The organism is Vibrio sp. Isolate24 (assembly GCF_022398215.1).
Taxonomy (GTDB): domain Bacteria; phylum Pseudomonadota; class Gammaproteobacteria; order Enterobacterales; family Vibrionaceae; genus Vibrio; species Vibrio coralliilyticus_A.
This window is the reverse complement of record NZ_JAKEUU010000002.1, coordinates 401,166-426,759: the sequence shown is the minus strand read 5'-3', so window position 1 is coordinate 426,759 and position 25,594 is coordinate 401,166. Positions and strand designations below refer to the sequence as shown.

Genomic DNA, 25,594 nt, shown 5'->3' with positions numbered 1-25,594 from the left:
CTATGACGAGGCTTTTTTTATGTGATCCTTACTGTATTTTCTTTATTTATTACTGAATCTCATATCAAGTTTTCCACTTTGTTATTGACTTGTTAATTTCATGTTTTATTTTTGGATTCGTATGCAAATGGATATGAATTGCTAAAAACACTGATAAAGCAAAAAAGCGTGTGTGATCTTTAAATGAATGCTCAAAGGTCATACCAGAAACAAGGAAGAACCATGAAAAAAACCATCATTACGTCATTAACTGTTTTTGGGTTAACCATTAGCAGCATGAATACGTTTGCAAGCAATGTAATTCGTCTTGGCCACGATAGTCAGGAAACATCACCAGTACACAAGGCTATGCTCTACTTCGAACAAGAGCTGGAGTCGCGTTCAAACGGTGAATTGGAAGTAGAAATTTACCCTGCGCGCCAACTTGGTGATGTACGCGAAACAACAGAATTGGTTCAGCAAGGTAACTTGCAAATGACGTTCGGAGCCTCAGTTCTCCTCGCGCCTTATGTACCAGAATTCAATGTTCTTGATACCTTCTACCTGTTTGACAGTGAAGAGCAGGCACACCGAGCGCTAGATAGCGATAAAATCGGGCAGCCTCTACTGAAAGCAATGGAGTCAAAAGGTTTTCACGGTTTAGGCTTTATGGAGCTAGGCTTCCGTAATGTCACCAACAACAAGAAGCCGATTAACACCGTAGAAGATCTTGAAGGGTTGAAAATTCGTTCGGCGCCGAACCCAAGTCAAATCAATGCTTGGAAATCCATCGGTTCAGCACCAACACCACTGTCTTGGGGTGAGATTTTCACCTCGCTACAACAAGGTCTGATCAATGCTCAGGAAAGTTCTATCTACTCTATTTATGCAGAGCGTTTTTACGAAGCACAGAACTACCTGTCACTAACCAACCATATATATAGCAACTATGTGTTGTTCATGAACAAAGCATTCTGGGATTCCCTACCGGCTGACCAACAAGCTCTTATCAATGAAATAACAAAAGAAGCCATCGCAAAACAAAGAACGTGGGCAGCGCAACAGAATCGGGACGTGATTGAAGATTTGAAAGCGAAAGGCATGACGGTTAATGAGGTGCCAGAGGCTGTACGCGAGCAAATGAAGAACAAAATGAACGCTGCCGTTTACCAAGACTTGCGTAGTAAGACAGGCGAACAGCTGTTTGACAGCGTTATCGCTGAAATTGACCGCCTGTAATTTTCACTCTGTGGCTTCCGAGGACATAGTTTCGGAAGCCAATGATTTTGCTTTGGGAGCTGAACATGAAGTGGTTTCGCTTACTGGATAAATATTTTGAACCTAGCTTGATTGTCATTGCTATTTCCACCATGACAGGCCTTCTTTGCCTGCAAATTGCTTTACGTCTGTTCGACGCCACTATTGCATGGGCTGAAGAATTATCTCGTTATTTGTTTGTGTGGGCGATGTACCTCAGTATCAGCTATTGCATCAAACATGACCGACATATCCGAATCCGAGTATTTGTCGATAAGTTGCCTGGGGTTTTACCCAAAATCAGCCTGATCATTTCAGACATCATCTATTTGATCTTCAGCAGTGTCGTTGCCTGGTTTGGTTTTAAGGTTATCAGCCGTAGCCTTCAGCTCGGTCAAATTGCACCTGCGATGGAGATCCCTGTGGCCTGCTTGTATGCCTCAGTACTAGTGTGTGCGATTCTGAGTATCCTGCGTCTAATCATCAGTATCTATCAGCGCATCAGCAGGCTGTCATCCCCCTCTCAGCCAACGCGATTTTGCAGTGATAGGTATCGCCAGTTACAAGCGAAATACAAAGCACCTAATCGACTGCAGGAGCTAAACGCATGACATCCGCACTCTTATTCGGCAGTTTCGGTCTGCTACTACTGATCGGTGTACCAGTTGGCATCGCGCTGGCAACCGCCAGTATGATAGCCATCATGAGTCTACCTTTCCTTAACGTAGAGTTCTTAGTTCAAGGTTTAGTGACGGGGCTAGACTCTTTCCCCCTACTAGCTGTTGTGCTATTCACTCTGGCAGGTAACCTGATGAGTCAAGGAGGTATATCCAAGCGCCTCCTTCATGTGGCAGAAGTCTTTTTCGGCCACTTCACCGGAGGGCTGGGTATTGTCGCTATTGTTGCCTGTATGTTCTTCGCATCCATTTCAGGTACAGGATCAGCCACCGTTGCCGCCATCGGCCTCACAATGATTCCATCTATGGTAAAAAAAGGATATGACCGCAGCTTCGCAGGTGCTCTGATTGCTTCATCAGGTGGTATCGGTGTGATTATCCCTCCTTCTGTAGTCATGATTGTTTACGCGATTACCGCGGAAGTTTCTGTCACTAAGATGTTCATGGCGGGAATCATCCCAGGTCTGGTGGTTGGTCTGGTATTGATCGGCTACTGTTTGATAGTTTCCAAAATTCGCGGCTATGCTGGAAATGATCACAAAGCCAGTTGGGGCGAACGTCTGTCTGCGCTCAAAGACGCAAGTTGGGCCATGTTACTGCCAGTGATCATTTTAGGGGGGATCTACTCAGGCATTTTTACTCCAACCGAATCAGCCGCCATTGGCGTTCTCTATGGCTTGTTCTTCGGCATGTTTGTTTACAAAGAACTGAACGCTAAGCAAGTTGTCAAGATCATCTTAGAGTCCTCACTTTTGGTCGGTGCCGTTTTGGTTATTGTCGGCGCTTCCGTCACCTTTGGTCGAATTTTGACCCTCGAACGCCTACCGACTGAAATCGCTCAATTCATTCTAACCATTACTGAGAACAAACTGTTGATCTTGCTGTGTATCAATATCTTGTTACTACTTGTTGGAACTTTCATGGAGACCTTAGCTGCGATCGTAATTCTGACTCCTATTCTCCTGCCGATAACCTCCGCACTGGGCATGGATCCTGTTCACTTTGGTATTGTAATGATTGTTAACCTAGCGATTGGGTTTGTAACGCCACCACTCGGAGCCAACCTATTTATGGCCAGTCAGGTCGGCAAAGTACCGATTGAATCGTTATCCAAAGCCATCATTGGTTGGATTGGCGCAATGATTGTTGCACTCATGCTGATCACTTTCATACCCGCTATTTCTCTGTCCTTGCCGGAAATGCTCTCGTAACTCTCCGAACAGATTTCACCACCTAGCTCAAATCACTAGGTGGCGTCATAAAGAATTCGTATGCAATGTAATTCTTGTTGAGTTAGGTTAGAAACATGTACGATTATTGCCACCTTATGGGCTCTAGCATCCACTTTTTTCTTCTGAACACAAATCCTCAAATACCCATTTTTAGTTTCCTTAGCCATCAACGAGATAAACAGTAACTCTCTGATTATCATCCTTATATATCATTTAAAGTCAGTTATTACCTCAACCGAGACTCGATACATTGGTGCGTATTAGAGTAATTAACCTGAACAAACTTCGAACAAATGTTAAAAACCCGATCTTTAGCACGATATTAAAACATTACATTAACAACTCGTTGACAATAACACCCCAAGCATTCATTTTGGATACGTAACCAAAAAAAATGACCAGTTTAGGAGGTGAGGTATGGCCATGGTTGGCTTTGATGAAAAATGGCGTGATTTTCCCGATTATATTTTGGGGATTACAAAAGAGATTTGGGAGGATCGCGGCCTAAATACCCTTGAGCACTATTACTCACCCGATATTGTTGTGCGTACACCTTTGTCTATTGTGCAAGGTAACGACGATGTTATCAGCGCGACCATGGCCACACTGGCCGAGTTCCCTGACCGTACGCTTTACGGAGAAGATGTCATCTGGTCTGGTTCGCCAGAGCAAGGCATGTTGTCCTCCCACCGTATCATTTCGACAGCCACACACAGCAGCGATGGTTTCTATGGCAAAGCAACGAACAGCAAGTTGCGTTTTCGCATCATCGCTGACTGCCATGCCATCAACAATCAGATTAATGATGAGTGGCTAGTACGCGACCAAGCAGACATCGCCAGACAGCTCGGCATGACGTCCGAAGAGTTCGCCCGAAAACAAATTGATTTCGAAGGTGGCGTCGAAAAAGCTTCCTTCCCTTTTACTCCAGATGTCGATATGCAGGGCCCATACACTGGCGTTGGCAATGACAATCAATATGGTCAGCAATACGAAGCCATTCTTAACAGCATCATGAATGCTGAGTTTTCCGCCATCCCACGTGAATACGACCGAGCTTGTATCGGTGAGTACAGCGGCGGCCGTACCGCTCTATCACACAGCGAAATTGATCATTTCTGGATTTCACTACGTTCTTCATTCCCAAATGCCGAGTTCAAAGTTCACCATCGCATTGGTCGAGAAGATCCAATGATGTCTCCACGCGCCGCGATTCGCTGGTCTCTGCATGGTAAGCACGAAGGTTATGGCGCATTTGGTAAACCAACAGGTAAAGACGTTTACATCATGGGCATCAGCCATGCTGAATTTGGCCCATGGGGACTGCGTCGCGAGTTTACGCTGATCGACGAAACCGCGATCTGGAAGCAGATTCTGATTCAGCAAGGCTAAGCCGCCCAGTCATAAACCCACATTCAGTAAGGAAGCAAAATGTCACTCAATATCATTGAACACTTTTATCAACGATACTTCAAAGCCAGCCCTAGCGAGCAAGCAATCGTCGCTCAGCAAGCGCTGAACCCTGATGTAAAATGGTGTGTCGCTCACCCAGTCAATGACCTGAACGGCCCAGATGCTGCACACACTTCGTTTCTATCACCTTTGGTCACGGCAATGCCTGATGTTGAGCGGCGCCCAATGATCGTGATGAACGGTGAGTTTGAAGGTCGTACTTGGTACAACTCAACCGGTTACTTTGTAGGTACTTTTGAACAACCACTGTTCGGTATTCCGGCAACAGGAAAAACCCTGTATCTCAGATACACAGAGATGGTGTGTATCGAAAATGATCAGATCACTGAATCTTACATGATCCCAGATTTTATCGATGTCATGAACCAGTCTAATGTTAATCCTCTGCGTAAAAGTCTAGGTCACGATGGATTGATTCCTTCTCCCGCTACTGCTGACGGCATACAAAGCTCCGAAGTGTGTGACGAGGCCAGTGCCAAAAGTGGTCAACTAGTCAATGATATGCTGGCATGTCTTGGTCGTTTTGACGGCAAAGATCTCTACTCTATGGATCTGGAAAACTACTGGCATAAAGACTTTATGTGGTATGGCCCAGCAGGTATCGGAACCACACGCGGCATCAAAGGCTTCCGCAACCACCATCAAGCTCCTTTTGTCTTCGCCTTCCCCGATCGAAGTGTTGATATAGAGCTCAATTTTTTGGCTAAAAATGACTACGTATCCACTGGAGGCTGGCCTCACATGCATGGTACTCATACGGGTCACAGTGGCTGGTTAGGCCTTGCTCCAACAGGAAAAAATATCGAACTTCGCGTCATGGATATCTGGCGACGAGAAGGTAACTTGCTGAAAGAAAACTGGGTAGCGATTGATATCATCCATATTCTGCTTCAACTTGGTTATGACGTCTTCGGCCAAATGAAAGAACAATTAGAAGGACCTAATTATGCATGAGTTTGGTGTACTGAACTGGACCATTCTTGGCGGTTACATCGCCCTAACCTTAGTACTGGGCGCTGTGGTCGGCAAGAAAGTGACTTCGGCGAATCAGTTCGCGCTCGGTGATAAAAATATCCCATGGTGGGCAATAGGTATTTCTGTAGTCTGTACCTATGTCAGTGCGATGTCGTTCTTGGGCGGTCCGGCATGGTCATACAAAGAAGGCTTGTCGGTTATCGCAATTCACCTCAACTACCCGTTGGTGATCTTCTTCATCGTTGCTGTATTTATGCCATTCTTTTACAACAACGGTCTGACTTCTATCTACGAATATCAGGAAAGACGTTTCGGCAAAGCGTCACGTGTGACTTTATCATTCATTTTCCTGATAAAACAGGCGTTAAGCTCAGCTGCGGTACTGTACGCGACAGCGATAATACTGGAGTTCATCACAGGAATAGACGTGGTGTACTGCATCATGATCGTTACTGCCATTGCGCTGATTTATACCGTCATGGGCGGCATCGCCGCTGTTATCTGGACCGATGTGATTCAAGCCGTGATTCTTTTCATTGGTGCATTCATCATTATCGAAGCCGTGTGGAATGGCATGCCAGAGCCGATGACCGATGTAATGGCCGAGCTAAAAGCCAAAGGCATGACAGATGCTCTGCAAACCAGCATGGATTTGAGTCAGGTAACGACTATCTGGGCTGGGGTGATCGCCATGACGATGTTCCACACAACGGTCTACGGTGGCAGCCAGATGATGGTTCAACGCTGTATGGCAGCGAAAAGCATGGGTGATGCGAAGAAAGCCATGCTGATGATGGGTTACGTCGCCTTCTTCATCTACTTCGTGTTCATTCTACTTGGTGTTCTGTTCAACGCGTATTACGACGGTAAAGAGTTTGAAAACGGCAATACAATTATTCTTCACTACGCCAGTGAGTATGGTATGCCGGGTCTTATGGGCATCATTGCTGCAGCGATTCTGGCAGCAAGTATGTCGAGCCTTGACTCAGCATTCAACTCTATGGCGACGGTATCGGTAGCAGACTTTTACAAGCGTTTTTACAAGCAGAACGAATCTGAAGAGCATTATCTGAAAGCATCTCGCGTCTTCACTGTTGCCTGGGCGATTCTGGTCATCATTCCCGCTCTGATGTTCGCAACCAGCACAGGCTCGGTGCTTGAAGTGTTGAGTAAAGCAGGTTCTTATTTCGTGGGTGCGAGCTTCTGTATGTTTGTACTGGGTTTCTACTCAAAGCACATCACAGAAAAAGGCCTGCTTATCGGTGTTTTCGCCAGCTTTATCGCCATCTGGTATGTCGCGGTAGCTACTGATATCGCTTGGCCTTGGTACTGCGTGATTGGTGTCGTGGTCAACGCTGTTGTGGCTTATGCTGCAAGCTTGCTTCTGGCAGGAAAACAGGAAGAGATGCACCTATACACCATCAAAGGACAACAGGCGGAATACGCTCGTCTGAACAAGCCTGTCAAAGAAGATGGCTGGTACGTTATCCCTGGAAAGATTGACGCACCATGTTATGGCTTGCTGGTCATGTTTGTCTTCTCATTGATTCTGCTGTGGGGCATTAACGCTTTTACCGATAATGCACCAATGCTTATTAATTTTGTTCGTGGCAGCTCAATTGTGGTTGCAATCAGTGTTGTCGCTTACGCTGTCTACTCACTACGAGGCTCTAAAACGGCCAAACCGGAGCAGATTGAAACAGCTGAATAGTTCTGGGTTGTACCCAATCAAAGTGAAAAAGCCTTACTTTGAATAGAGTAAGGCTTTTTCCTTTTATGACTACGTACCTATTTATGTTAGGCTTGCTGTGAATTTCTTACCAAATGAATGATGGTCCATGAACTCAACTAAGCAGACGGTGACTTCGAAAGATGTCGCAAAACTCGCCGGTGTTTCTCAATCGACCGTTTCACGCGTTTTTATCCCTGGCAGTTCAGTGTCAGAGAAAACGAAACAGAAAGTCTACGAAGCGGCGAAAGCGCTCAATTACCGCCCTAACGCGTTTGCACGTAGTCTGACAACCAACGAATCAAAGCTGATTGGCTTGGTTTTTCCTGATGCTGATTATCCAATTCATATGAAAACCCTGCAGCTCATTTCGTCAGAACTGCAAAAACTGGGTTACTCAGCAGTTTTGATTCCGTGGCAAGTTGACGACAAAGAAAATCATTCTATCCCGAATATTTTCCAGTACCGAGTAGACGGCGTGATTGCGGCTTCTGCCACGTTCAACAAAAGCCTCTATGAAGAGTGTGAAGAGTTCAATATTCCCATTGTTCAATACGCGCGTGTCGTCGAGGGAACCAAAAGTAGTTACGTGATCAGCGATAACTATGAAGCAGGCCAACAAGCCGCACAATTATTAGTTGAGTGCGGCGCGAAACATCCCGTCTATCTAACAGGCGAAGTACCAACTTTCACCAATGATGAACGCCAAAAAGGCTTCTGTAGTGAGTTTGAAGATTTGACAAGTACGCTTCCTCAAGTTGTTGAAGCAAACTACGACTATACCGCCGCGCTTGACGATATTCGTCAGCTGCTAAAAAGAACAGAGCGCCCTGATGCAGTGTTCTGCGCGACGGACAATCTGGCGATGGCGTTAATGGATGTCGCTCGCTATGAATTTGGCTTACGTATTCCTGAAGATTTACAGGTGATCGGTTTTGATAATATCCCTCAAACCGAGTGGCTTAGCTATCAACTCACAACATTCAGGCAGGACTTCAAACGCCTAGCCAGAGAAAGCGTCAAAATTGTGGTAGATCAAATCAACGAGCAAAACACCAGCATGGTCAAAATGATGGTGCCAGTTAAACGGATTGAACGACGCACGACCAGCCGTGAGTGAGTCGCGGCTCATGCTTTTCTAGAATGATTCTGAATGCTAAATGGGTAAAGCTGAGGTTGGGTAACTGAAGTGGTACCTTTACCAAATAAGATACCTACAATATGAGGGATATTAAGCGATTAAGAAGCTTCTAATTTGCGTTGATGAAACGTTCAGCACTTGCGAACAAAGTCTCACACTTTTTTTTCTGTTTAATATGCTCAGGGCTGCCTTCGGCCATAGAATCAAGCACTTCTTTCGCTTTATTATATTCGGCTACCATGAGAGAAAATCGCTCTTCGAAGTTACTTTTGCGAAGTTTCTTACTTGATTTTTTTAAAGGTTTTTTCATTTTCATCTCACAGTTCCCATAGCTTTTTTTGTTCTCGTTCTAATAAAATATTCTCAATCTTTTTTCTAACTGTGTGAATATTTTCTTTACGATCACCATTGGCATCGCTTTCTAAATTTTCTGTTTTCGATTTACGACCACTTGCTTTTTTCAAAGCCTAATCTCCTTTGCCTGATGAAAGATAAAAGTGTCCCAAGACCATACCTTGTGAACTTTTTATTTCCCCAGTATTTTCGAATTCACAGAATGTGAAATTCAAGTCAAGGCAGTGAGTATGTACTCTCGGGAGGATATGACGCCTTAAAACGTCGCTATTGAGTTGGTTTATGGTCGATGACCAAGAGTCTTTATTGTGATTAAGGTAATATTTAATTTGGTACAATTAACTTTTCTCTTTAGGTATTCTCTGCTCACGCAATACGTAATACCAATATGTTTTTCGATTACTTCTTCTATTCATTTCACTCCTTAATAAGTGATTAAAGGGAGAGATCTCGCCATAACTAGGAAGCTAGCAAGATCTCACCAAAATTCTTACAGTACTGTAACGTTAGCTGCTTGTGGGCCTTTGCCGCCCTGCTCTACGTTAAAAGATACTTTTTGGCCTTCAGCTAAAGTTTTAAAGCCATCACTAGCAATAGATCTAAAGTGAACAAATAGATCAGCACTTCCATTATCAGGTGTGATAAATCCGAAGCCTTTTGTTTCGTTAAACCATTTTACTGCGCCAGTTGTTTTATTTGACATGTATATCTCGATAGATTGAGTTGAAAATAGAGCTACTAAATAAGGAATGAAGAAAAAGGTATCGCAGGATAGATATGACGAGTCAAATCGAAAAAAACTGAGAAGATCTTGAACTAAATAAGTTATCAATAGCTCACTGTTTTGAGCTGGTAGCCACTATACACTGTATGAGCACAATAGATACCTATTTATTTGATTATTTTTAATATCTTTACAAATCAACAAGTTAAAAATAAGCACAATCTACTTAAAACGATGATAACTTCTATCGACTCAGGTCTGCATCTCGACCACTGTTGCATGGCGGCCGAGATGCACACTTATCAAGACTCTACAAACTGTAGCCCCATCACCCAATCAGACACTTTGACAAAGTTAAGCGTATCGACGTTGTGTTTCTTAAACACTTTCACTACTTTCTCATGCATCATAATATGAGGGTAATCGCTGAATTTTGGCATAAAGACCAAGCGCTCATTCTCAGGTATCGCTGACAGCTTATCATTATCTAAGCAATATTGGTCAATTGTGTGTCTGGTATCTTCCGGGTCATAATCATCAATCTGACACTTTTCTAGATTCAAAACATCCATCTTTTGGAATAAGTTAAATGCCCAATAACTGTCATGATACTTACCGTGATCATCAACAATGATAGCTGGATACAGCTGAAAACAATCATTGCTAATATCACCTAAAGACTGTTTAACTTCATCCGCAATCACTGGGTAAGTAGAATCCAAGTGTGCTTTTGTAATCGGCCTAGATATTCCTCTCGCCAAGTCTTCCTCACGATAACCATTTTCAAAAAACATAGGTTCATTACCACTTAGCTTCGTAAACTCATAGTCACGATGGTCGGACCTATCATGTGTCGTGAGGTACAAAGTATTTTCATCATAGTTTTTAAAAACAATATAGTATTGGTCGTTAAATCGACTCATTTTCCTACCTTAGACGTCTGACTTGATACCTGATCGTTTTGGTATTCCACGATAAACGAATCAACAAAATACCATGCCCTTTAGTATTCATCTCCAAGTTGATAACTTTCAATGGAATAAAATTTGAGATAAGGAATTTTTTTCTCCAGCTTCCTCTTGATGGTTTTATGTACAACTATTGGAGCTAAGTCATCTCCCCCCATCTTGAAGACCAATCTCTCTGATTCCCGAATTTCATCAAGAATAACGTGATTTAGGCTGTATTTTATAACATGTGGTTCATCATCAGGATCATCATGCTCATAAACTGAGCGATTTCTATCCCAACAATCAAGAGATTCATATATATTAATTAAAAAGTAATTATCTTTGGTGTTGTTTATTATTGCCGGATACAGTTTTCCGCCATAAATGCCGTCATCAAAAACCTCTTTTAGATCTTCAGATATAATAAAGCTAGGTGTGCAGAATAACATTTCTACATCAGCATCTAACTTTTGACCATTCTTGGTGCTAAATCTTAACGCCGGCTCTCCATAGACGAGTTCACGGTAATGAAACCTGCGAAGATTGGTAGAATCAGAAGGTATTACTGAATATCCTTCAACATTATAATCTGGACTCATAATGTAGTATTCATGATCGTATTTCATTTTACGTCCCAACTTCTAAAGAACATACGTCAGATGGTTAAATGTCCATTAAATGCTGAATAGTCTTAGCCCGATATTTAATAATGTTGCAATAGAACCCATCAACGACAAAAGGTGGGAGCGGTAACTCCCTTCCTCATTGGGTTAGACATATATTTAATACTCTGAAGCATCTCATATCAAGCTCAACAATATTAGTTGTCTTTGGGGTCACGAATTTTTAATGTTGGTCCCCATACTCAAATTCACTGACTTTAAAGAATTTGATGCCTTTAACATCGTATTTTTTAAAAATATCGACTACTTTTTGATGAAAGAAGATTTTTCCTCTTGATGTATTTCCGATCTGAAAAATTAAACGTTCGTTTTCTGGAATAGCATCCAGCACATCTTCTCGAAGTCGGTAATTATCCATATCTGGTTTAATAGAAAACCCATCAATGTCCTTACTTCCATCACTTGGCATATAGAATTGACTTCTCTTTAGATCGATACAATCTAAGTCATCAAAAGTATTCAGTGCCCAAACGCCTTCAACAGCATTATTTTGTTCATCTTGAATGATCGCAGGAACAAACTGACTGCCGTAAAGGCCAGCTTCAAGCAGCTCTTTAAGTTTGTTTGTGACCACAAAGTTCGGTACGCTAAATGCTATAGTGTAATCTTGCTGCAAATAATCCAAATTATCATTATCAGAGACAAAAGTAAGTGGCTTTATACCAAAACTCAACTTTTCAAACTTCCAATGAGTGCTTGCCGTATATGAGGTTGGTGTGAGGTCATTGTCATAGTCCTCAAATTCATAATCCGGAAATATAATATAATATAATAGGATTCATCATAAATATTCACAGTATTACCTTGTCTTAACCCATAATAAATAACTTATTTAGGGTTTGAGTGAAATTCTAAACAAATTCCATTCCAAAACGATATTGACTAACTTTGAAAAAGCTTACTCCTTTGATATTATTATTGGAGAAAATATCAACAATTAGTTTATGAACAAATATATTTGTAACGTCAGTATTATCCATTGCAAAAATCAGCCTGTCATTCTCAGGTATTTCATCTAGAACTTCATGAGAAAGATGAAATGATTTAATAGAAGGCAGAACATCTATTCCTTGCAAGGACTTAGCCCCTCCAGGGTACATGGCAATTGATTTATTTCGGTCCCAACAATCCAAAGGTTTAAAGACATTCAGCGCCCATACATCCTCTCTGATTCCTTTATCTTCACCTTTTACAATGGCAGGATAAAATTTAGAACCGTATAAGCCTTCTTCTAACTCAACCTTTAACTTGTCCGTAACAACAATACTGCCTATTGGGAAAAATATCTCATAATCACCACTAGCAAAGCTCAAATCAGATGTTTCGGTTGTAAAGATTAAAGGTTTTTGTCCAAAATCAAGCTCTTCTGAGTCATAGTTGCGCTTTGCTGAAGAGTCATCAGGTTCAATGTCATATTCTTCATAGTCTGGATTTGCAAACAATAAATAGTAATCTTCATTGTAATTGTTCACTTAATAAGGACCTTTAAATCAATATATCGACTGTATAATATAGTCAATCATATAACCAATAATGGAGAATATTCTCCTTTAAATTGAGGCTTACTCAAACCTAAATAGAAAATATTTACTCCTCAAAATAAGTAATTTAACCATTCATAAATAGAATGCAGCACTTCTATTTTAGAACTCATCACCTACATGATACTCGCTCACTTTGAAGAATCTAATACCTTTAACACCATGCTTATTAAAAACATCGACGACTTTTTGATGGAAGAAAATTTCTCCTGAAGTTGTATTTCCCACTTGAAAAATCAAACGTTCATTTTCTGGAATAGAATCTAGAACATCTTTTCTAAGTCGATAGTTATCCATATCGGGTTTAATAGTAAATCCATCAATTTCCTTGGTTCCATCACTTGGCATAAAATATTGACTTCTTTTAAAATCAACACAATCTAAGCGTTGAAAAGTATTCAGTGCCCAGAGGCCTTCAACAGCATTACTGTTCTCATCTTGGATAATTGCTGGGAAAAACTGACTGCCGTAAAGGCCATCTTCAAGCAGTACTTTAAGTTTGGCTGTGACCACAAAGTTCGGAACGTTAAATGCTATTGCGTAATCTTGCTGCAAATAATCCAAATTCTCATTATCGGCAACAAAGGTGAGTGGCTTTATACCAAAGGTCAGCTTTTCAAAATCCCAATGAGTATTGGCCGTATATTGAGTTGGAGTTAAGTCATTATCATACTCTTCAAAGTCATCATCAGAAAAAATAATGTAATAAGATTCATCATAAATATTCAGCGCACTCAAAGTTATTTTCCTCTTGCTAGATTATAGGGTATTTCTGTAAAAGAACTGAATTTGTCATGTTTTCTTCCATTGCATGTACACTCTTTGGGGTTAGCCTCCAACTTTAACCTTAGCTCTGGCACTGTTGTAGCACCCAAGCAGCCAACGCCCCCACGCTTAAAAGCTTTGGCAACATTAGTTAAGGGCAACTCAAAACTACGAATCTTACGTAATATCAACAAACTGTGGTAGTCCATATAACGCTGAATACCAGGGTTATCCTGCTTTTCACAACGCTTACTTATGGTCATATAGGCGTCTTTTACTCGCTTGGTAACAAATTTATGGTAACTCTTGGGGTGCTCGCCATCATTATCGTTAGTATCAATAACAGCAGGATGATCACCTCTATGTAATTGAACTTGTAAATGACATGCTCCTTCCAAAGTGCAAGGTAAAGCAACTAAATTACCGGGCAAGTTGATATCATATCCGTAAGACTTAAGCTTTTCGCCGTTACCTGTTTTTTTTACACCTTGTTTTGATAAAAGGTGGTGCACCTGCATTTGAAAACCATGGTTTGTGGGGTGACTAGGATCCAATTTAGCCGGATCCATTACAGCTTCTCTATATCCTTTAGCCATAGTGAACTCTATATATACTCTAACTCACCCCGTTTATAACGAGGCGTTTTATGTTGGTTGGAATGACAAAGCCTACAGCTTGCGTCTCGTTTAACCGCTTTCTTTTTCGCTGTCATGGTTGTAACAGGCTTGCCTTTAAATTTCCCAAGTGGGCGTTTAACCAGTTTTTCTGCTAGCTCCTGATAATCAGACAGTACATCAATCAAGCTTTCCACAGCCTTAATAAATGAATCCAATGCTTTAGCCGCATTTCTTATTCCTTTGACCTTCTTAGCACCTCCCGCAAAACGTGCTACCAGTGTCGCAATACGAGCCGCTGCTCCTGTGCCTAACGTACAAATAGCCAGCACAACGGTGAGAATCAGTTCAAGAATCAAATATGTGCCCGCTTTACCGCCGTAGTAGAAATAGAAGTTAGGTGGAATAGCCTCAAGCATTAAAGACAGATAAGTCACATAGGTCAGAATCGTGTCGTGATCTTCTATGATTGCCATTGCGTTAGGGAACTGCTCGTGGCTCTTTATTTCCTGTGCCCATTCAGAGTCAAGCTCCATCAACACCGTGTCAACAAAGGTTTCGACCGCATCGACATCACCATTAGAGATTTTCTGCGGCAGCTCTAGAATCGTCTGTCGATGCTTAGCAATACACTCTAGCTTTCGCACCACATCTTGACTTTCCGCGTATAGTTTACTCACATCTTCAATCGCTTCATCGACAGATTCAAAAACACTATCTTGGAATGAGTCAAACTCTCTTCCTAATGTCTCCAATACCCAAGTCGGATTTTTCAGTTGCCCCTTCTCATTAAGCATTGCCTTGGTGATGGAATTGAACTTATCGACTGAATAAATCGCCAATTTATCGACAGCAGAAGAAGATAAATCTGAGATAGTGTCCGCAGCATCTCCCCAAAAACTAGGAGACAACATATCAACAATATCAGCGCCCCAAGCTTGTGCACCGTCAATCACACCATCGCCTAAAGTCCAGTAACCCTCTTCATCCCATTGTTGTTGGAACCCTTTCATGTCCTCAACAAGTGCGTTGTATGTACCATCAAGTGTTGCCTCAACGCTGTCTTGGATATTGACTATTTGCTCCTCAATACCTGGCTCACCAACGAACTCTGCAGTCACGATATCTGTGTTAGGCTTTAATGTGTCAAATACCGCTACACCACCTTCGACTTGATTTGTTTCGACAGCCAAATCTATGGTTTCAGATTCCGTGCTATTCAAGGGTAGAGCATTGAGTGATACGTTCTCTTCATGCACCACCGAGTTAGCGGTTATTTTGAGGTTTTGAGCATAGATAGGTGTCTGCCATCGATCAGAGTATATTGCACGGACCTTGACCCATTTCTGCTCCTCTAAATCTATCTTCGGTATCGCATTTACCACCACCTCAATCGTTCCTGCTTCGGCAGAATAAACATGATCGGGCGCTTGAATGACCGAGACAGCCGACACATCACTCATAAGTTGGCTAGCTTTCTTCTTCATACGCTTGAAAGCTTGGCTGAGGTTATCGGCCAGATTTTTAGCGTAAGTATCAATGGTACTAACATGCTTATCATAGATATCGGAAGACAAGTAAACGTAATTCAACCGACTCGCTTCAGACTTCAGAGACTCAACACGCCCCTTTATCTTACTAAGTAGACCTTCAAGTTCAGTGTTGAGTGTCTTCTTAGCCTTATCCCAAGAGTAGTTGTTGATAAAAACCTGCGGGTTACCTTTGCCACGAGCACGCATGTAAGCCAGCATACGGTCAGCCGTTTCATGCTTAGGTAAACGAAATAAGACAGAGAGTATTTCCCCTTCTTCCATCACCATAGGTAAGCCGTTCGCCAGTACACTGTCAAAACTGGTATCAGAGAGACTATCAATTCCCGCGATTAGCGATTCTGCCAATACGCTGAACTGAAAATCAGGGTGTCTAAATTCGAAGTGGGCTTTCGTNTCCCCTTCTTCCATCACCATAGGTAAGCCGTTCGCCAGTACACTGTCAAAACTGGTATCAGAGAGACTATCAATTCCCGCGATTAGCGATTCTGCCAATACGCTGAACTGAAAATCAGGGTGTCTAAATTCGAAGTGGGCTTTCGTTTCGGCTTTTACAATATCGGCAAAATACCGGTCAGCGGTGAGGCTAGGCCCCATGGTTCCCCAGCCTTCTACTGGCGGGGCAATACGGTTCGGGTGCCAGAAAGTTTGCTGTCCCTGAGCAGACCTATCAAAAAAGTCATAGTCATTGTAATCCGGCAAGTAGTGCGGGTTGGTGATACGAACAGGAGTTGTGACAAATTCATCGGTACTCTCTTTGGCAAGAATTTTGATTTGACCGGGCTTTAAGCCTGATACTTTGCTCTTACCAGAGTCATCAAAATGACCAGGAGACAGAGCGCCACCAGAAACATCGGTAATGTCAAAGTCTGCATTTTTCAGTAGCGTTCCATCCGGGTACCTTGCCTTAACGTAGACGGTATAAGTCCCTTCTTCATCTTCACTCACGGTAACCGATGGGTTTTGCACTCCACCAAGGCACATAGTGTTAGCCTTGTTCATCGTCATTTGGTCAGAAAGTCTTGCGACACCTTTCCCTTCGATGACCACATTCGGTGATGCGGATATGAATTCCGCCTCGGATTCTATCGTACCCGATGCCACACCTTTTTTGTCCCCTCCGGCATCACCCGTACTTTTAGCAAATTTACTGCCCTTTAAAGCAATGCTGTTACCACCGTCCGCTGTGACTGTCGTAGTACCTTCGACTAGATCCGCTGACTTAGCGTTGTTACCATATGGAATAGGCACAACTGAAGGGCCTACAGTTGTAAGGCACACATCAGGCAAAGTGGCGTTAGCCTCCCCACCCGAGCCTTTATGGACGATACTGAGCCCATTCGCATTGATAGTGACTGACATATCTACTCCTAGTTATCTCTTATCTACAGTCAGTTCAACGTGACTTTTGAGCCTTTAATCTTATGAACTTTTTCAGCATGACTCGAAATGTATGTCGCCTTAGTCGTAATACGACCATCATTACCACTGAACTTCGTTGTGACGTTACCAGATCCAATCGTGACTTCTTCTGTGCCTTCTAGAACTACACGTTCGGCTTTGATCACCAGCTCTTTTCGCTCTGCTAATGAGAGATAAATATCCGTCAGGATGGGGACATCAAGGTCATCGCCAACAAATTCAATCCGACAATCAAGTTGATTATCGATTGCCAAATGAATCTCTGAGCGCGTAAAGCCTCTGCCCAAAGCCGCCCAAACAGGCTGCCCGTAATTATTCCCAAAGAAGTCGATTTTGACTCGGTGGCTTTCTGGGTGTACTTCTTTTACCCAGCCAATACGAGCATCCTGCTTTAACGTTGAAGAATCAGTAAAAGGTTCCAGCATCATTGAAAGATCGCATGATAATATTAGAACCTATTATTCTACCGATACGAGATTCGATCACGTAATGTCAAAAAAGAAAGACTTTTATTTATATGCAAGGAAAATAACAACACAAACCACTCATAACACCTACCGAAGCCACCATAAGGAAAGTTAAGACCGTCATTTTGACCAATCCTAGTCTTTAGAGATGAACCAAACTATGTGATGTCAATCTCATTATTTTTGTCGAGTCATACTGACTCAGACACACCAGACGATTAATCGTTACCAGTGCACATGTTGGTACGGATTCAAGGGGTGGTTGACATCAGAGAGATGTGAAGTGTACTTCAACACGTCGGCCATACTCGATGGCACTATTCTCATAGTACCACCCGTATTGGCTGATCAGCCGTTCGGTCAATTCTAACCCCAAGCCGAAACCCAGCTCTTCTTCTCTTTCACCATGGGAAAGATTGCGGTTCGTGATAACCAGACGACTTTCGGCTTGTTCAATAGACACTTCGCCTTGATAGGTATGCTGAAACGCGTTACGAACGAGATTAGTGATCACAATTCGACATAGCCCAAGTGGTAATGAATGCTTCGTCTCATCTACATTGAGGCTAACTTTGACCGCTTTTCCTTGCAGTAAATATTCGAGTTCATGATCGATCTGAGTAATGAGGTCACCAATCACGAGATCACTGAATGGCAGTGTCTTGTCTTCTTGTCGGTTGAGCCACAATAGCGTTTCAGTCAAATCTGTCATTGTGTACCCTGTACGCTCAATGCGTTCCAACACTTCAAGCTGCTTGTCCTCATCCAACTTCTTGAGGATCATCTTTTTCAGTAGCTCTGAATTGGTACGGGTGACAGCAATCGGCGTTCTTAGTTCATGACTAGCATAACCCAAAAAGCGCTGCTCTCGTTCAAGGCCTTCCTGTACAGAGCTGAGACTGGATTTAATAATTTCTGCTAATGTGTTGAGCTCCCTGTAGTCAAACCCCGGAATTGGCTGGCTGAGCTTTTCTTTGTCCAGAGATTTTGCCCAATCTTTGAGTTCTTCAACAGGAGTCGAGACACTACGAATAAAAGCAATAAGTATCAAAGAAAACGCCAAGATTGCAGCGATGGCAACAAACACGATGTAGATAAACTGGGGCATTTCACCCGGAGAAAATTCATTATCGAGAAACAACACCGACGCGTACCTGACGTCTCCTTTGTGCTCCATTTTCATTGCGAAATAGCCCGCTTTCGGCGATTCAATAAGAGGGACTCCAACAACTTTTTTAAGTACTTCATTGAGAACCAGTTCGTTTGGATTCAAGATGTCGACCAGCCCTTTTCGATATTTCTCTTCGTAACTGACAAAGCTACGCTTCGAACTTGTGAAGGCTTGATTAAGATGCAATTGCTGCTGTTCAAGCGAATACTCCTGCCCAACAGCGTTTTCCACTTCATTGATCGCTGTGAGCAAGGTTTCCTGATAAGCCCAATAGCTTTGCTCTGTGGTAAGTTGAGCAATTTCGGCCTGAGATTTAAGCTTTCCACCCTGAAATAGTGGCGCCGATAGTTTTCCGAGTAAGCTCCACAGTGGATCTGTTAGCAAGGCTTCTCTGGGTGACTGGGCAATATCCGTTAAACTTGCCGTCAAGCCGAACGATGGCAGCATAGCTTTGTAAGCAGCGTCGGTACGAAGGGCTTCTGCTTCGATATTGTAGAAAGCTTATTGTAGATCTGGCCGGCCTGCCATATTCTGCTGGGCAAGAGAATCGAGAGGGTTGACGACTTGTGGAAACGTCATCGCTACCTCTGGTTGCTGCAACTCGGATTGCCATTGCCCGGTTAACAGTTGGAGGCTGCGTCTGCTCTGTTCTAGATTTTCTTGATACTCAGCGACAGTTGAGCGCGTCGACGCCGTGCTGGTTTTCGCGTTATCTAAGTCTTCCAGACTGCCTAGTCCCACTTGATAGCGCTCTAGTACCAACACCTCGTTATTTTCCAACACATCCAACCTTCTCAGCTCAATATCAAGTAGTTGCTGGTTGACGCTGATTTCCAACCAATTACGCATGATATTGGCCGCCAACAAATCTTTTGCTGATTGCAGGCTTGCCTGAGAGGCCGCAACATCTTTTCGTGCTGCCTCGCTGCTATCTGCCAGTTTTTGCCATAGATCCAGCTCCCAGCTCACGGTCACCTCACCAGTGTAGCTGTCGTCGCTATCTTCTTTCGATTGACCTGTAAAGCTGGCATTCGCCGTAGGCAGCTGGTCTGCCACCGTAACTCCTTGCTGGGCATAAGCAATTTTTAACGCGATCACGCTCTGCTGCAGACTGGGGCTATTTTCGAAAGCCGCATCAAGGTATTTCTCTAACTCAGGCAGTTGGACTAAGTCGGTTAGTTGAGTCGGAGGGCTAATTTCGTCAGCCTCAAGTGAAAGTTGTCGCTCGGCTACCACCTGCCCCAGCAGTTGCTCTACAGACTGGGCTCTATTCTGCTCAGCCTGTCTGACAAAGTCTGCACTAGTTCCCGACACACAACCCATAACGCCTACTAGCGTCAGTGCAAGAATAGAATATCGCAATGTCATCGTTGTTATCTCCCGCTAATCTGCAAGCAAGGTAACAAACGAAGGGGTTAAGATAGGGCCACCACTACTAAAGTAGTAATCTATACTTTTTACTGGCTTGATATTACTTCAAAAATAGTATGCAACTAGACTTTGAGTAAGGCTTACAGGACGAAGCTTAGATCTAGTACAGCGGAACATAAAATGAAAAAACGGACATTACTATGGTTAGGCTTATTTGTCTCAGCAGCAATCGGTTTACTACTGCTGGGAAATGTGCGTTCCTACTCAACTCACTCTGATCTCGGTGAAGCTCATACTCACTCTTCTCAGCCAGACAGCCATGATGCTGATGAACCTAAAGAAGAGGCGGTAGACTATGGTTTGATTACTCCAATCCCCCAAGATGTCGAATTCAATCGGGAGAAAGCCAAAATTGGCTGGGTGCTGTTTCGCGATGCCAATCTCTCTTCCAACAATAAAGTCAGCTGCGAGTCCTGTCACAATTTGCGAACCAATGGCGCAGAACTGACAGCAGTTTCGACAGGCGTGAACGGGCAAGGTACCCGCAACTCTTTAACTGTATTCAACTCCAGGTTCAACTATCGATTTTTCTGGGATGGACGAGTCAACAGCTTGCATGATCAGCTTGATGGCCCTATACATGATGTCGTTGAAATGGATTCAAACTGGCCTGATATTATCGCATATGTCAGGCAATCTCCGGTTTACCAACAATATTTCACCAAAGCGGATTTGGAAATCAACGAATACAGTATCAAGACAGTTCTGGTGGAATTCATACGAGCTTTGAACACACCAAATTCCGCCTTTGACCAGTACTTGAAAGGCAATGAGAGTGCACTAAGCGCAGACGCGAAACTCGGCTGGGAAGCCTTTCAAACTGAAGGTTGCATACGTTGTCACCAAGGGCAAAATGTTGGTGGCGGCATGGTCATGCGCTTTGGCTATTTTGGACAAGACACCATCGGCAAAGGCCGTATTGCAGACAAAGGGCGTTTCAATAGTACTAAAGACTCAAATGATCTCTATCTCTTCCGTGTGGCTAGCCTGAGAAATGTCGCTCTGACTCCACCCTATTTTCACGATGGTAAAACACAGCACTTATCAGAAGCGATAAAAATTATGGGTAAAAGTCAATTGGGTAAAACATTCGATGACCAGACTGTTCACCACATAGAAGATTTTCTCCATGCCTTAACTGGCGACAGGCCAAGTATTTTGCAGGAGTTTGAAAATGAATAAAATCAAACTCCTTTTTGCGTTTGCAACCCTTATCTTTATTGGGTCGTGCACATATGTTTATCTGGCCTATGTCGAACTCAATAAGCTGGCTCAATATGATAAACGAGTACGAATTATGGGCAATGAAGTCATCGAGTTGAGAGATGAAATCATCAGTGCCTCCATCCAAGGTATCTCTGAGCCCTACCAAGTCACAAACCAACTGGTTAACCTAGAACGAGAACTGCAGCAATTTCATCAACAACACCAAGCCACCGCTCTACATTCTACTTGGTTTAAACACTTACCGACGGAAGTTCTTCTCAATGACTTCCACACTTCAGCCACCAGCCTGATAAAAATGCTCGATCAAACCATAGGTTTAATTGTGGCTAGGGAGTTTGTATTACATTCGTTAAAAAACAAGTTAGCTAATGAAGGTGAGTTCGATACCAACAACCAACCACTCGATCAGCTTCTCACCTATTTATTGGATGAAAACGTCATCGCTGCCGATGAAGAGGTCGCACGTTTTACCCGAACCTTTATCCAACTCAACACCCAAAGAGAAAACTTACTCTCAAAACTCTTGTCGCACGACAGTATCAAATTTCTTGAACAGACAGAGTTTGGGTTAACAACCACTTCAACGCAGCTTAGAAACACGATATCACAAGTTTTAATCGGTATTGCCTTACTGTTTTCAGCACTAGCTACTCTTGGATTTATCGCACGTATTGCTGAACTCAACCGTAATAACCTCGCTTATCAAGTGGCCACCGAGAATGCCGAAAAAGCCAATGAAGCCAAGTCGATTTTTCTTGCAACGATGAGCCATGAATTGCGTACGCCAATGAACGGGGTTTTAGGTATTGCTCAGATCATCAAAGACGAATCTCAAGAACTTGAGACAAAGAAGCAGGCTCAAATACTCATCGACTCGGGGCAGCACCTGCTGACTATTCTTAATGATATTTTGGACTTCTCAAAAGTTGAACAAGGCAAACTTGAGTTGGAAATCCATCCATTCTCTATTGGCGAGCTGATTCTTAGCCTTGAGAAAACCTTAGGTTCTCAAGCAATAAATAAAGGTTTGCAATTTGTCATTCGTAATCAGATTCCACCTAATATAGAACTTCACGGCGACCTCTCTCGAACTCGGCAAATACTCTTTAACTTGGTCGGCAACGCAATAAAGTTCACTCATACTGGTAAAGTTGAAATCGAATTCTCACTCGATAACGAGACGCCTGCCAATGTTTGTATTCGAGTTACAGACAGCGGCATTGGTATTGAAGATGATAAACTCGACGCCATTTTCACTCCGTTCGAGCAAGCTGAGCTTTCAACAACACGCCAGTTTGGTGGCACAGGTTTAGGCCTTTCAATTGTGAAGCGGTTGGTGGAAATGATGGGAGGTGAAGTCTCGGTCTCCAGTCAAGTCAACGTAGGTACTCAGTTCAGCTTAGTTATCCCTTTTGAGATCAAAGAGCTTGAAATCAACGAGGAAGAAGCGCCCGCTCCCAGTAACGATATCCGGTTAGACAACTTCACCATCCTGCTGGTTGAAGATAACCGAGTGAATGCAATGGTAGCGAAAAAATTCTGTGAATCTATGGGGTTACTCGTCGATCATGCCAATGATGGGTTAGAAGCGATTAGCCGCCTTAAACACTCCCACTATGATTTGATCATCATGGACAACCACATGCCAAATATGAACGGCCTTGATGCGATTGAACATATACGCACCAAACTCAAACTCAACACCGTCATTTTTGCCTGTACCGCCGATGTATTTAAGGAAGCCCACGACGAGTTTATTCGTCGTGGGGCAAACTTTGTCCTGACGAAACCATTGCAAAAAAGCAGCTTGCAAAACGCTATCCATCAATTTTTGCAAGACTTTATCTCGCATCGTGAAGTGGCGGACGCCCTGAAGCATCTTCCACAAGATACCAGCCATAAAGTGTCGACGCTGGTTCGTACCTCAGTTGACAAACTGCCACTTACGGAAGAAGAAGTCTCTCAAAGCCCTTTATTCAACCAGCTTGAACTGCAAGATATAGAAAAAATCGAGCTACTTGAATCCTTGATATTTGAACTGGATACCAAAACAGATTCACTCATCGATACTCACTCCAATGCTACACCAACAGAACTTCATGCCATTCTTCATGCCATTAAAGGTATCGCACTTGAATTCTCTATGGGTGAGGTATTAGTCCTGACAAAACAGGCAGAAGATATGGCGAGGCAAGGAGAAATACCAGAGCTCGAACTGTTGCAAAAACTCGTCAACCGACTCATGGTAAACCGCCATGAAGCCAGTCGATTGATTGCTAGGTTACGTCCACATAACAAGACTGGCTAGGTGACCAAAAACGGGAGTTGCATTTTCATGCTACTCCCGTTCATTATCTCTATAAACTTGCACTAAAATCAGAACTTAATATTCATACCAGCAAAGACGACATCGGACTCAAAATCATCAGCCAACACAAACTTCCTATACTCTAGGTTTAGACCAAGGGTACTAAAAAATATCAGCTCAGTACCCACTCCATAGTATGGGTGCAATCCGGTGTGAGAATCCGTTCTTTCCGTCCCGCCGGAAGGCGTATAAGTTTTCTCAACATCGGAATAATTCACGCCTCCAACCGCATAGAGGTTAAGGAAAGAGATAGGAGACACACCCGCTTTCAAACCTGCAAACCCCGTGGAGTATGTCACTTCTTGCTTGGTTGTCCCCAACACGGTAGTAACGATGTTACTGGTCATTCCCTCAACCGCAGCGTAACCAAACTCCGCAGCAAAGTTCGGGTGGAATTGATACGCGTAATCAATCTTGCCCGCAAAACCTGAGTCACTCCAATCGTTAGGACCGTCCGTACCACCTCCTCCAATCCCAAATCCAATTTGGTGATTCCCTGCAAATGCCGTTGAAGACAGTAATAATGGCAATAATAAAAGCGCTTTTTTCATAACTGATTATTAATCATAGACACGAAACAGGAGCGGAAAATAACACAACAACTCAACATGTTGTATATTCTTTTTGTATGACTTTGTCATAATATTGTCTTCGGTTCGCAGCAGCCTACATGTCCTCTGACGCTGTGTTATTTAATATAGAGCGATATTTACACTCTAGCTCTTTCAAGGCAGCTTCTATACTTGGCTCTGGTTTACTCAGGTGAGTAATCAAAGTCATAAAATAGCAGTCTAAAAATAGGGGTATTTTCTCTGCTGGATTGGCAGATAAGTTTGAGTATGCGAACACTGCATCATTGTAAGACTGGTAATAGTCCATATCCCAAATCACCTCTTTAAGCAGAGCTCGACTTAGGTTTATATTGGAAAAATAATAACCATAATAGGTTGCCGCAAACTGCATCCCCGCTTCCAACATGCCATTAACTGGCCTGGACTGCCCTTGTTCAGCAAGTAGAGTAAGCTGATTGAGCATCCCTTCACGTAAGATCGCTAACTTGTTTTCAAAATGACTAAAGACTGTACCATCAGCAACGCCTGCTTGCCTTGCTATCTGGCGAGTAGATGTTTCCTGATACCCCTGCGTTTCAAACAATTCCCATGCAGCGCTAAGAATCCGCTCTTTTGTTTGTTCTCTCTTACCCATGCTTTTTTCATCCCAAATATCGCTGTTAGATCATACCTATACCCAAACGAGTTGACAAATTGAGCACGCTCACTTAATAATTGAGCGCGCTCAATTATTTTTGGAAATCGTAATGAAAGAATCCCTCAAAGAAGTCATGACTCTGCTATGCAGATGGACAGTATTTATCCCAAGCTTATTTTGTTTCTCTTACATATTAAGGCCGATACTGATGGCAATATTGATACCAGGCGGCCTTTTGTTTCTTGCTATCATTGGAGGTTCAGAGGTAAGAAAAACAATGAAAAAAATGCTATTGCCGTCTTTACCCTAGTGGGTCCTCGATTTGCTATAAAAAGTGGCATTGATGGTTCACTGCCGCTTATTTCTTCTTTATACCTACCAACGTCAAATCATTGGGCCAAGTGAGGGTTTGATCACTTATTTTTTACAATTCAACGCCTCTAGCCCCTCACTTATTATGTCAATTTTGGAAAAAGACAATGATACTTCTTCCAATAATCGAAGAATAATACTAGCTTAAGTGATTGATATTTGGAGATTCAGCTTCCAAAGCGTGTTTTATTGACCGAGAAAACACACAAGTGTGAATTTCTGCTTCTGGTTCGAATTGAGTTTCGAATTTAAAATATGCAAAACCAGAAAATAACAAGCACGT

General features: G+C 42.9%; 23 protein-coding genes and 1 pseudogene. 9 read left to right on the top strand and 15 right to left on the bottom strand.

Annotated elements, in window-relative coordinates:
* The first annotated feature begins 222 nt into the window (after window positions 1-222).
* The 7 genes from L1D23_RS10165 (at window position 223) to L1D23_RS10135 (ending at window position 8,442) form a co-directional block, all read left to right on the top strand.
* Window positions 223-1,218 (top strand): TRAP transporter substrate-binding protein, encoded by a 996-nt coding sequence (locus L1D23_RS10165; RefSeq protein WP_239865993.1) that lies wholly within the window; start codon window positions 223-225, stop codon window positions 1,216-1,218.
* Window positions 1,219-1,283: 65 nt separating this feature from the next.
* Window positions 1,284-1,847 carry a TRAP transporter small permease gene (locus L1D23_RS10160; protein WP_239865991.1) on the top strand — a complete coding sequence of 188 codons (564 nt, stop codon included), beginning with the start codon at window positions 1,284-1,286 and terminating at the stop codon, window positions 1,845-1,847.
* On the top strand, window positions 1,844-3,124 hold the full coding sequence (locus L1D23_RS10155; protein WP_239865989.1) for a TRAP transporter large permease: 1,281 nt from the start codon (window positions 1,844-1,846) through the stop codon (window positions 3,122-3,124). The genes L1D23_RS10160 and L1D23_RS10155 overlap by 4 nt, the downstream gene beginning before the upstream one ends.
* A gap of 438 nt (window positions 3,125-3,562) precedes the next feature.
* On the top strand, window positions 3,563-4,537 hold the full coding sequence (locus L1D23_RS10150; RefSeq protein WP_239865987.1) for an ester cyclase: 975 nt from the start codon (window positions 3,563-3,565) through the stop codon (window positions 4,535-4,537).
* A gap of 39 nt (window positions 4,538-4,576) precedes the next feature.
* Window positions 4,577-5,572, top strand: a complete 996-nt coding sequence (locus L1D23_RS10145) for an ester cyclase (protein WP_239865985.1) — start codon at window positions 4,577-4,579, stop codon at window positions 5,570-5,572.
* The gene (locus L1D23_RS10140) at window positions 5,565-7,304 is read left to right on the top strand and encodes a sodium/solute symporter (protein ID WP_239865983.1); all 1,740 of its coding nucleotides are present in this window, start codon (window positions 5,565-5,567) and stop codon (window positions 7,302-7,304) included. Before L1D23_RS10145 ends, L1D23_RS10140 begins: the two co-directional genes overlap by 8 nt.
* 127 nt (window positions 7,305-7,431) lie before the next feature.
* A complete protein-coding gene (locus L1D23_RS10135) occupies window positions 7,432-8,442 on the top strand; it encodes a LacI family DNA-binding transcriptional regulator (protein WP_239865981.1) in 1,011 nt (336 codons plus the stop codon).
* Window positions 8,443-8,572: 130 nt separating this feature from the next.
* Here L1D23_RS10135 and L1D23_RS10130 read toward each other — a convergent pair whose 3' ends face one another.
* The 13 genes and pseudogenes from L1D23_RS10130 to L1D23_RS10070 all read right to left on the bottom strand — a co-directional run.
* Window positions 8,573-8,773 carry a hypothetical protein gene (locus L1D23_RS10130; protein ID WP_239837376.1) on the bottom strand — a complete coding sequence of 67 codons (201 nt, stop codon included), beginning with the start codon at window positions 8,771-8,773 and terminating at the stop codon, window positions 8,573-8,575.
* Between the two features lie 7 nt (window positions 8,774-8,780).
* The gene (locus L1D23_RS10125) at window positions 8,781-8,927 is read right to left on the bottom strand and encodes a hypothetical protein (protein ID WP_239837185.1); all 147 of its coding nucleotides are present in this window, start codon (window positions 8,925-8,927) and stop codon (window positions 8,781-8,783) included.
* Window positions 8,928-9,307: 380 nt separating this feature from the next.
* Window positions 9,308-9,520 carry a cold-shock protein gene (locus L1D23_RS10120; protein ID WP_239837186.1) on the bottom strand — a complete coding sequence of 71 codons (213 nt, stop codon included), beginning with the start codon at window positions 9,518-9,520 and terminating at the stop codon, window positions 9,308-9,310.
* 323 nt (window positions 9,521-9,843) lie between these two features.
* The gene (locus L1D23_RS10115) at window positions 9,844-10,464 is read right to left on the bottom strand and encodes a hypothetical protein (protein ID WP_239865974.1); all 621 of its coding nucleotides are present in this window, start codon (window positions 10,462-10,464) and stop codon (window positions 9,844-9,846) included.
* An 80-nt stretch (window positions 10,465-10,544) separates the two neighbouring features.
* Window positions 10,545-11,117, bottom strand: a complete 573-nt coding sequence (locus L1D23_RS10110; protein ID WP_239865972.1) for a DUF1629 domain-containing protein — start codon at window positions 11,115-11,117, stop codon at window positions 10,545-10,547.
* Window positions 11,118-11,337: 220 nt separating this feature from the next.
* Window positions 11,338-11,847 (bottom strand): DUF1629 domain-containing protein, encoded by a 510-nt coding sequence (locus L1D23_RS10105; protein WP_239865971.1) that lies wholly within the window; start codon window positions 11,845-11,847, stop codon window positions 11,338-11,340.
* Window positions 11,848-12,025: 178 nt separating this feature from the next.
* On the bottom strand, window positions 12,026-12,646 hold the full coding sequence (locus tag L1D23_RS10100; protein ID WP_239865969.1) for a DUF1629 domain-containing protein: 621 nt from the start codon (window positions 12,644-12,646) through the stop codon (window positions 12,026-12,028).
* A gap of 171 nt (window positions 12,647-12,817) precedes the next feature.
* Window positions 12,818-13,453, bottom strand: a complete 636-nt coding sequence (locus L1D23_RS10095) for a DUF1629 domain-containing protein (protein ID WP_239865967.1) — start codon at window positions 13,451-13,453, stop codon at window positions 12,818-12,820.
* 2 nt (window positions 13,454-13,455) lie between these two features.
* The gene (locus tag L1D23_RS10090; RefSeq protein ID WP_239865965.1) at window positions 13,456-14,076 is read right to left on the bottom strand and encodes an AHH domain-containing protein; all 621 of its coding nucleotides are present in this window, start codon (window positions 14,074-14,076) and stop codon (window positions 13,456-13,458) included.
* Between the two features lie 8 nt (window positions 14,077-14,084).
* On the bottom strand, window positions 14,085-17,006 hold the full coding sequence (locus tag L1D23_RS10085; protein ID WP_239865963.1) for a DUF4150 domain-containing protein: 2,922 nt from the start codon (window positions 17,004-17,006) through the stop codon (window positions 14,085-14,087).
* Between the two features lie 29 nt (window positions 17,007-17,035).
* Complete coding sequence (locus L1D23_RS10080) at window positions 17,036-17,494, bottom strand: hypothetical protein (RefSeq protein WP_239837193.1); 459 nt, start codon at window positions 17,492-17,494, stop codon at window positions 17,036-17,038.
* A gap of 307 nt (window positions 17,495-17,801) precedes the next feature.
* Window positions 17,802-18,641, bottom strand: a complete 840-nt coding sequence (locus L1D23_RS22215; protein ID WP_275667291.1) for a HAMP domain-containing sensor histidine kinase — start codon at window positions 18,639-18,641, stop codon at window positions 17,802-17,804.
* A 159-nt stretch (window positions 18,642-18,800) separates the two neighbouring features.
* A pseudogene (locus L1D23_RS10070) lies at window positions 18,801-20,072 on the bottom strand (TolC family protein); the annotation flags it as partial.
* Window positions 20,073-20,255: 183 nt separating this feature from the next.
* Here L1D23_RS10070 and L1D23_RS10065 point away from each other — a divergent pair.
* Both L1D23_RS10065 and L1D23_RS10060 read left to right on the top strand, forming a co-directional pair.
* A complete protein-coding gene (locus L1D23_RS10065; protein WP_239865956.1) occupies window positions 20,256-21,317 on the top strand; it encodes a cytochrome c peroxidase in 1,062 nt (353 codons plus the stop codon).
* Window positions 21,310-23,670 carry an ATP-binding protein gene (locus tag L1D23_RS10060; RefSeq protein ID WP_239865955.1) on the top strand — a complete coding sequence of 787 codons (2,361 nt, stop codon included), beginning with the start codon at window positions 21,310-21,312 and terminating at the stop codon, window positions 23,668-23,670. Before L1D23_RS10065 ends, L1D23_RS10060 begins: the two co-directional genes overlap by 8 nt.
* Before the next feature lie 68 nt (window positions 23,671-23,738).
* On the opposite strand, the gene L1D23_RS10055 is transcribed toward L1D23_RS10060, so the two are convergent.
* Together L1D23_RS10055 and L1D23_RS10050 are read right to left on the bottom strand one after the other, a co-directional pair.
* Window positions 23,739-24,281, bottom strand: a complete 543-nt coding sequence (locus L1D23_RS10055; RefSeq protein WP_239865954.1) for an outer membrane beta-barrel protein — start codon at window positions 24,279-24,281, stop codon at window positions 23,739-23,741.
* A gap of 115 nt (window positions 24,282-24,396) precedes the next feature.
* A complete protein-coding gene (locus L1D23_RS10050) occupies window positions 24,397-24,936 on the bottom strand; it encodes a TetR/AcrR family transcriptional regulator (RefSeq protein ID WP_239865952.1) in 540 nt (179 codons plus the stop codon).
* Window positions 24,937-25,594 lie beyond the last annotated feature (658 nt).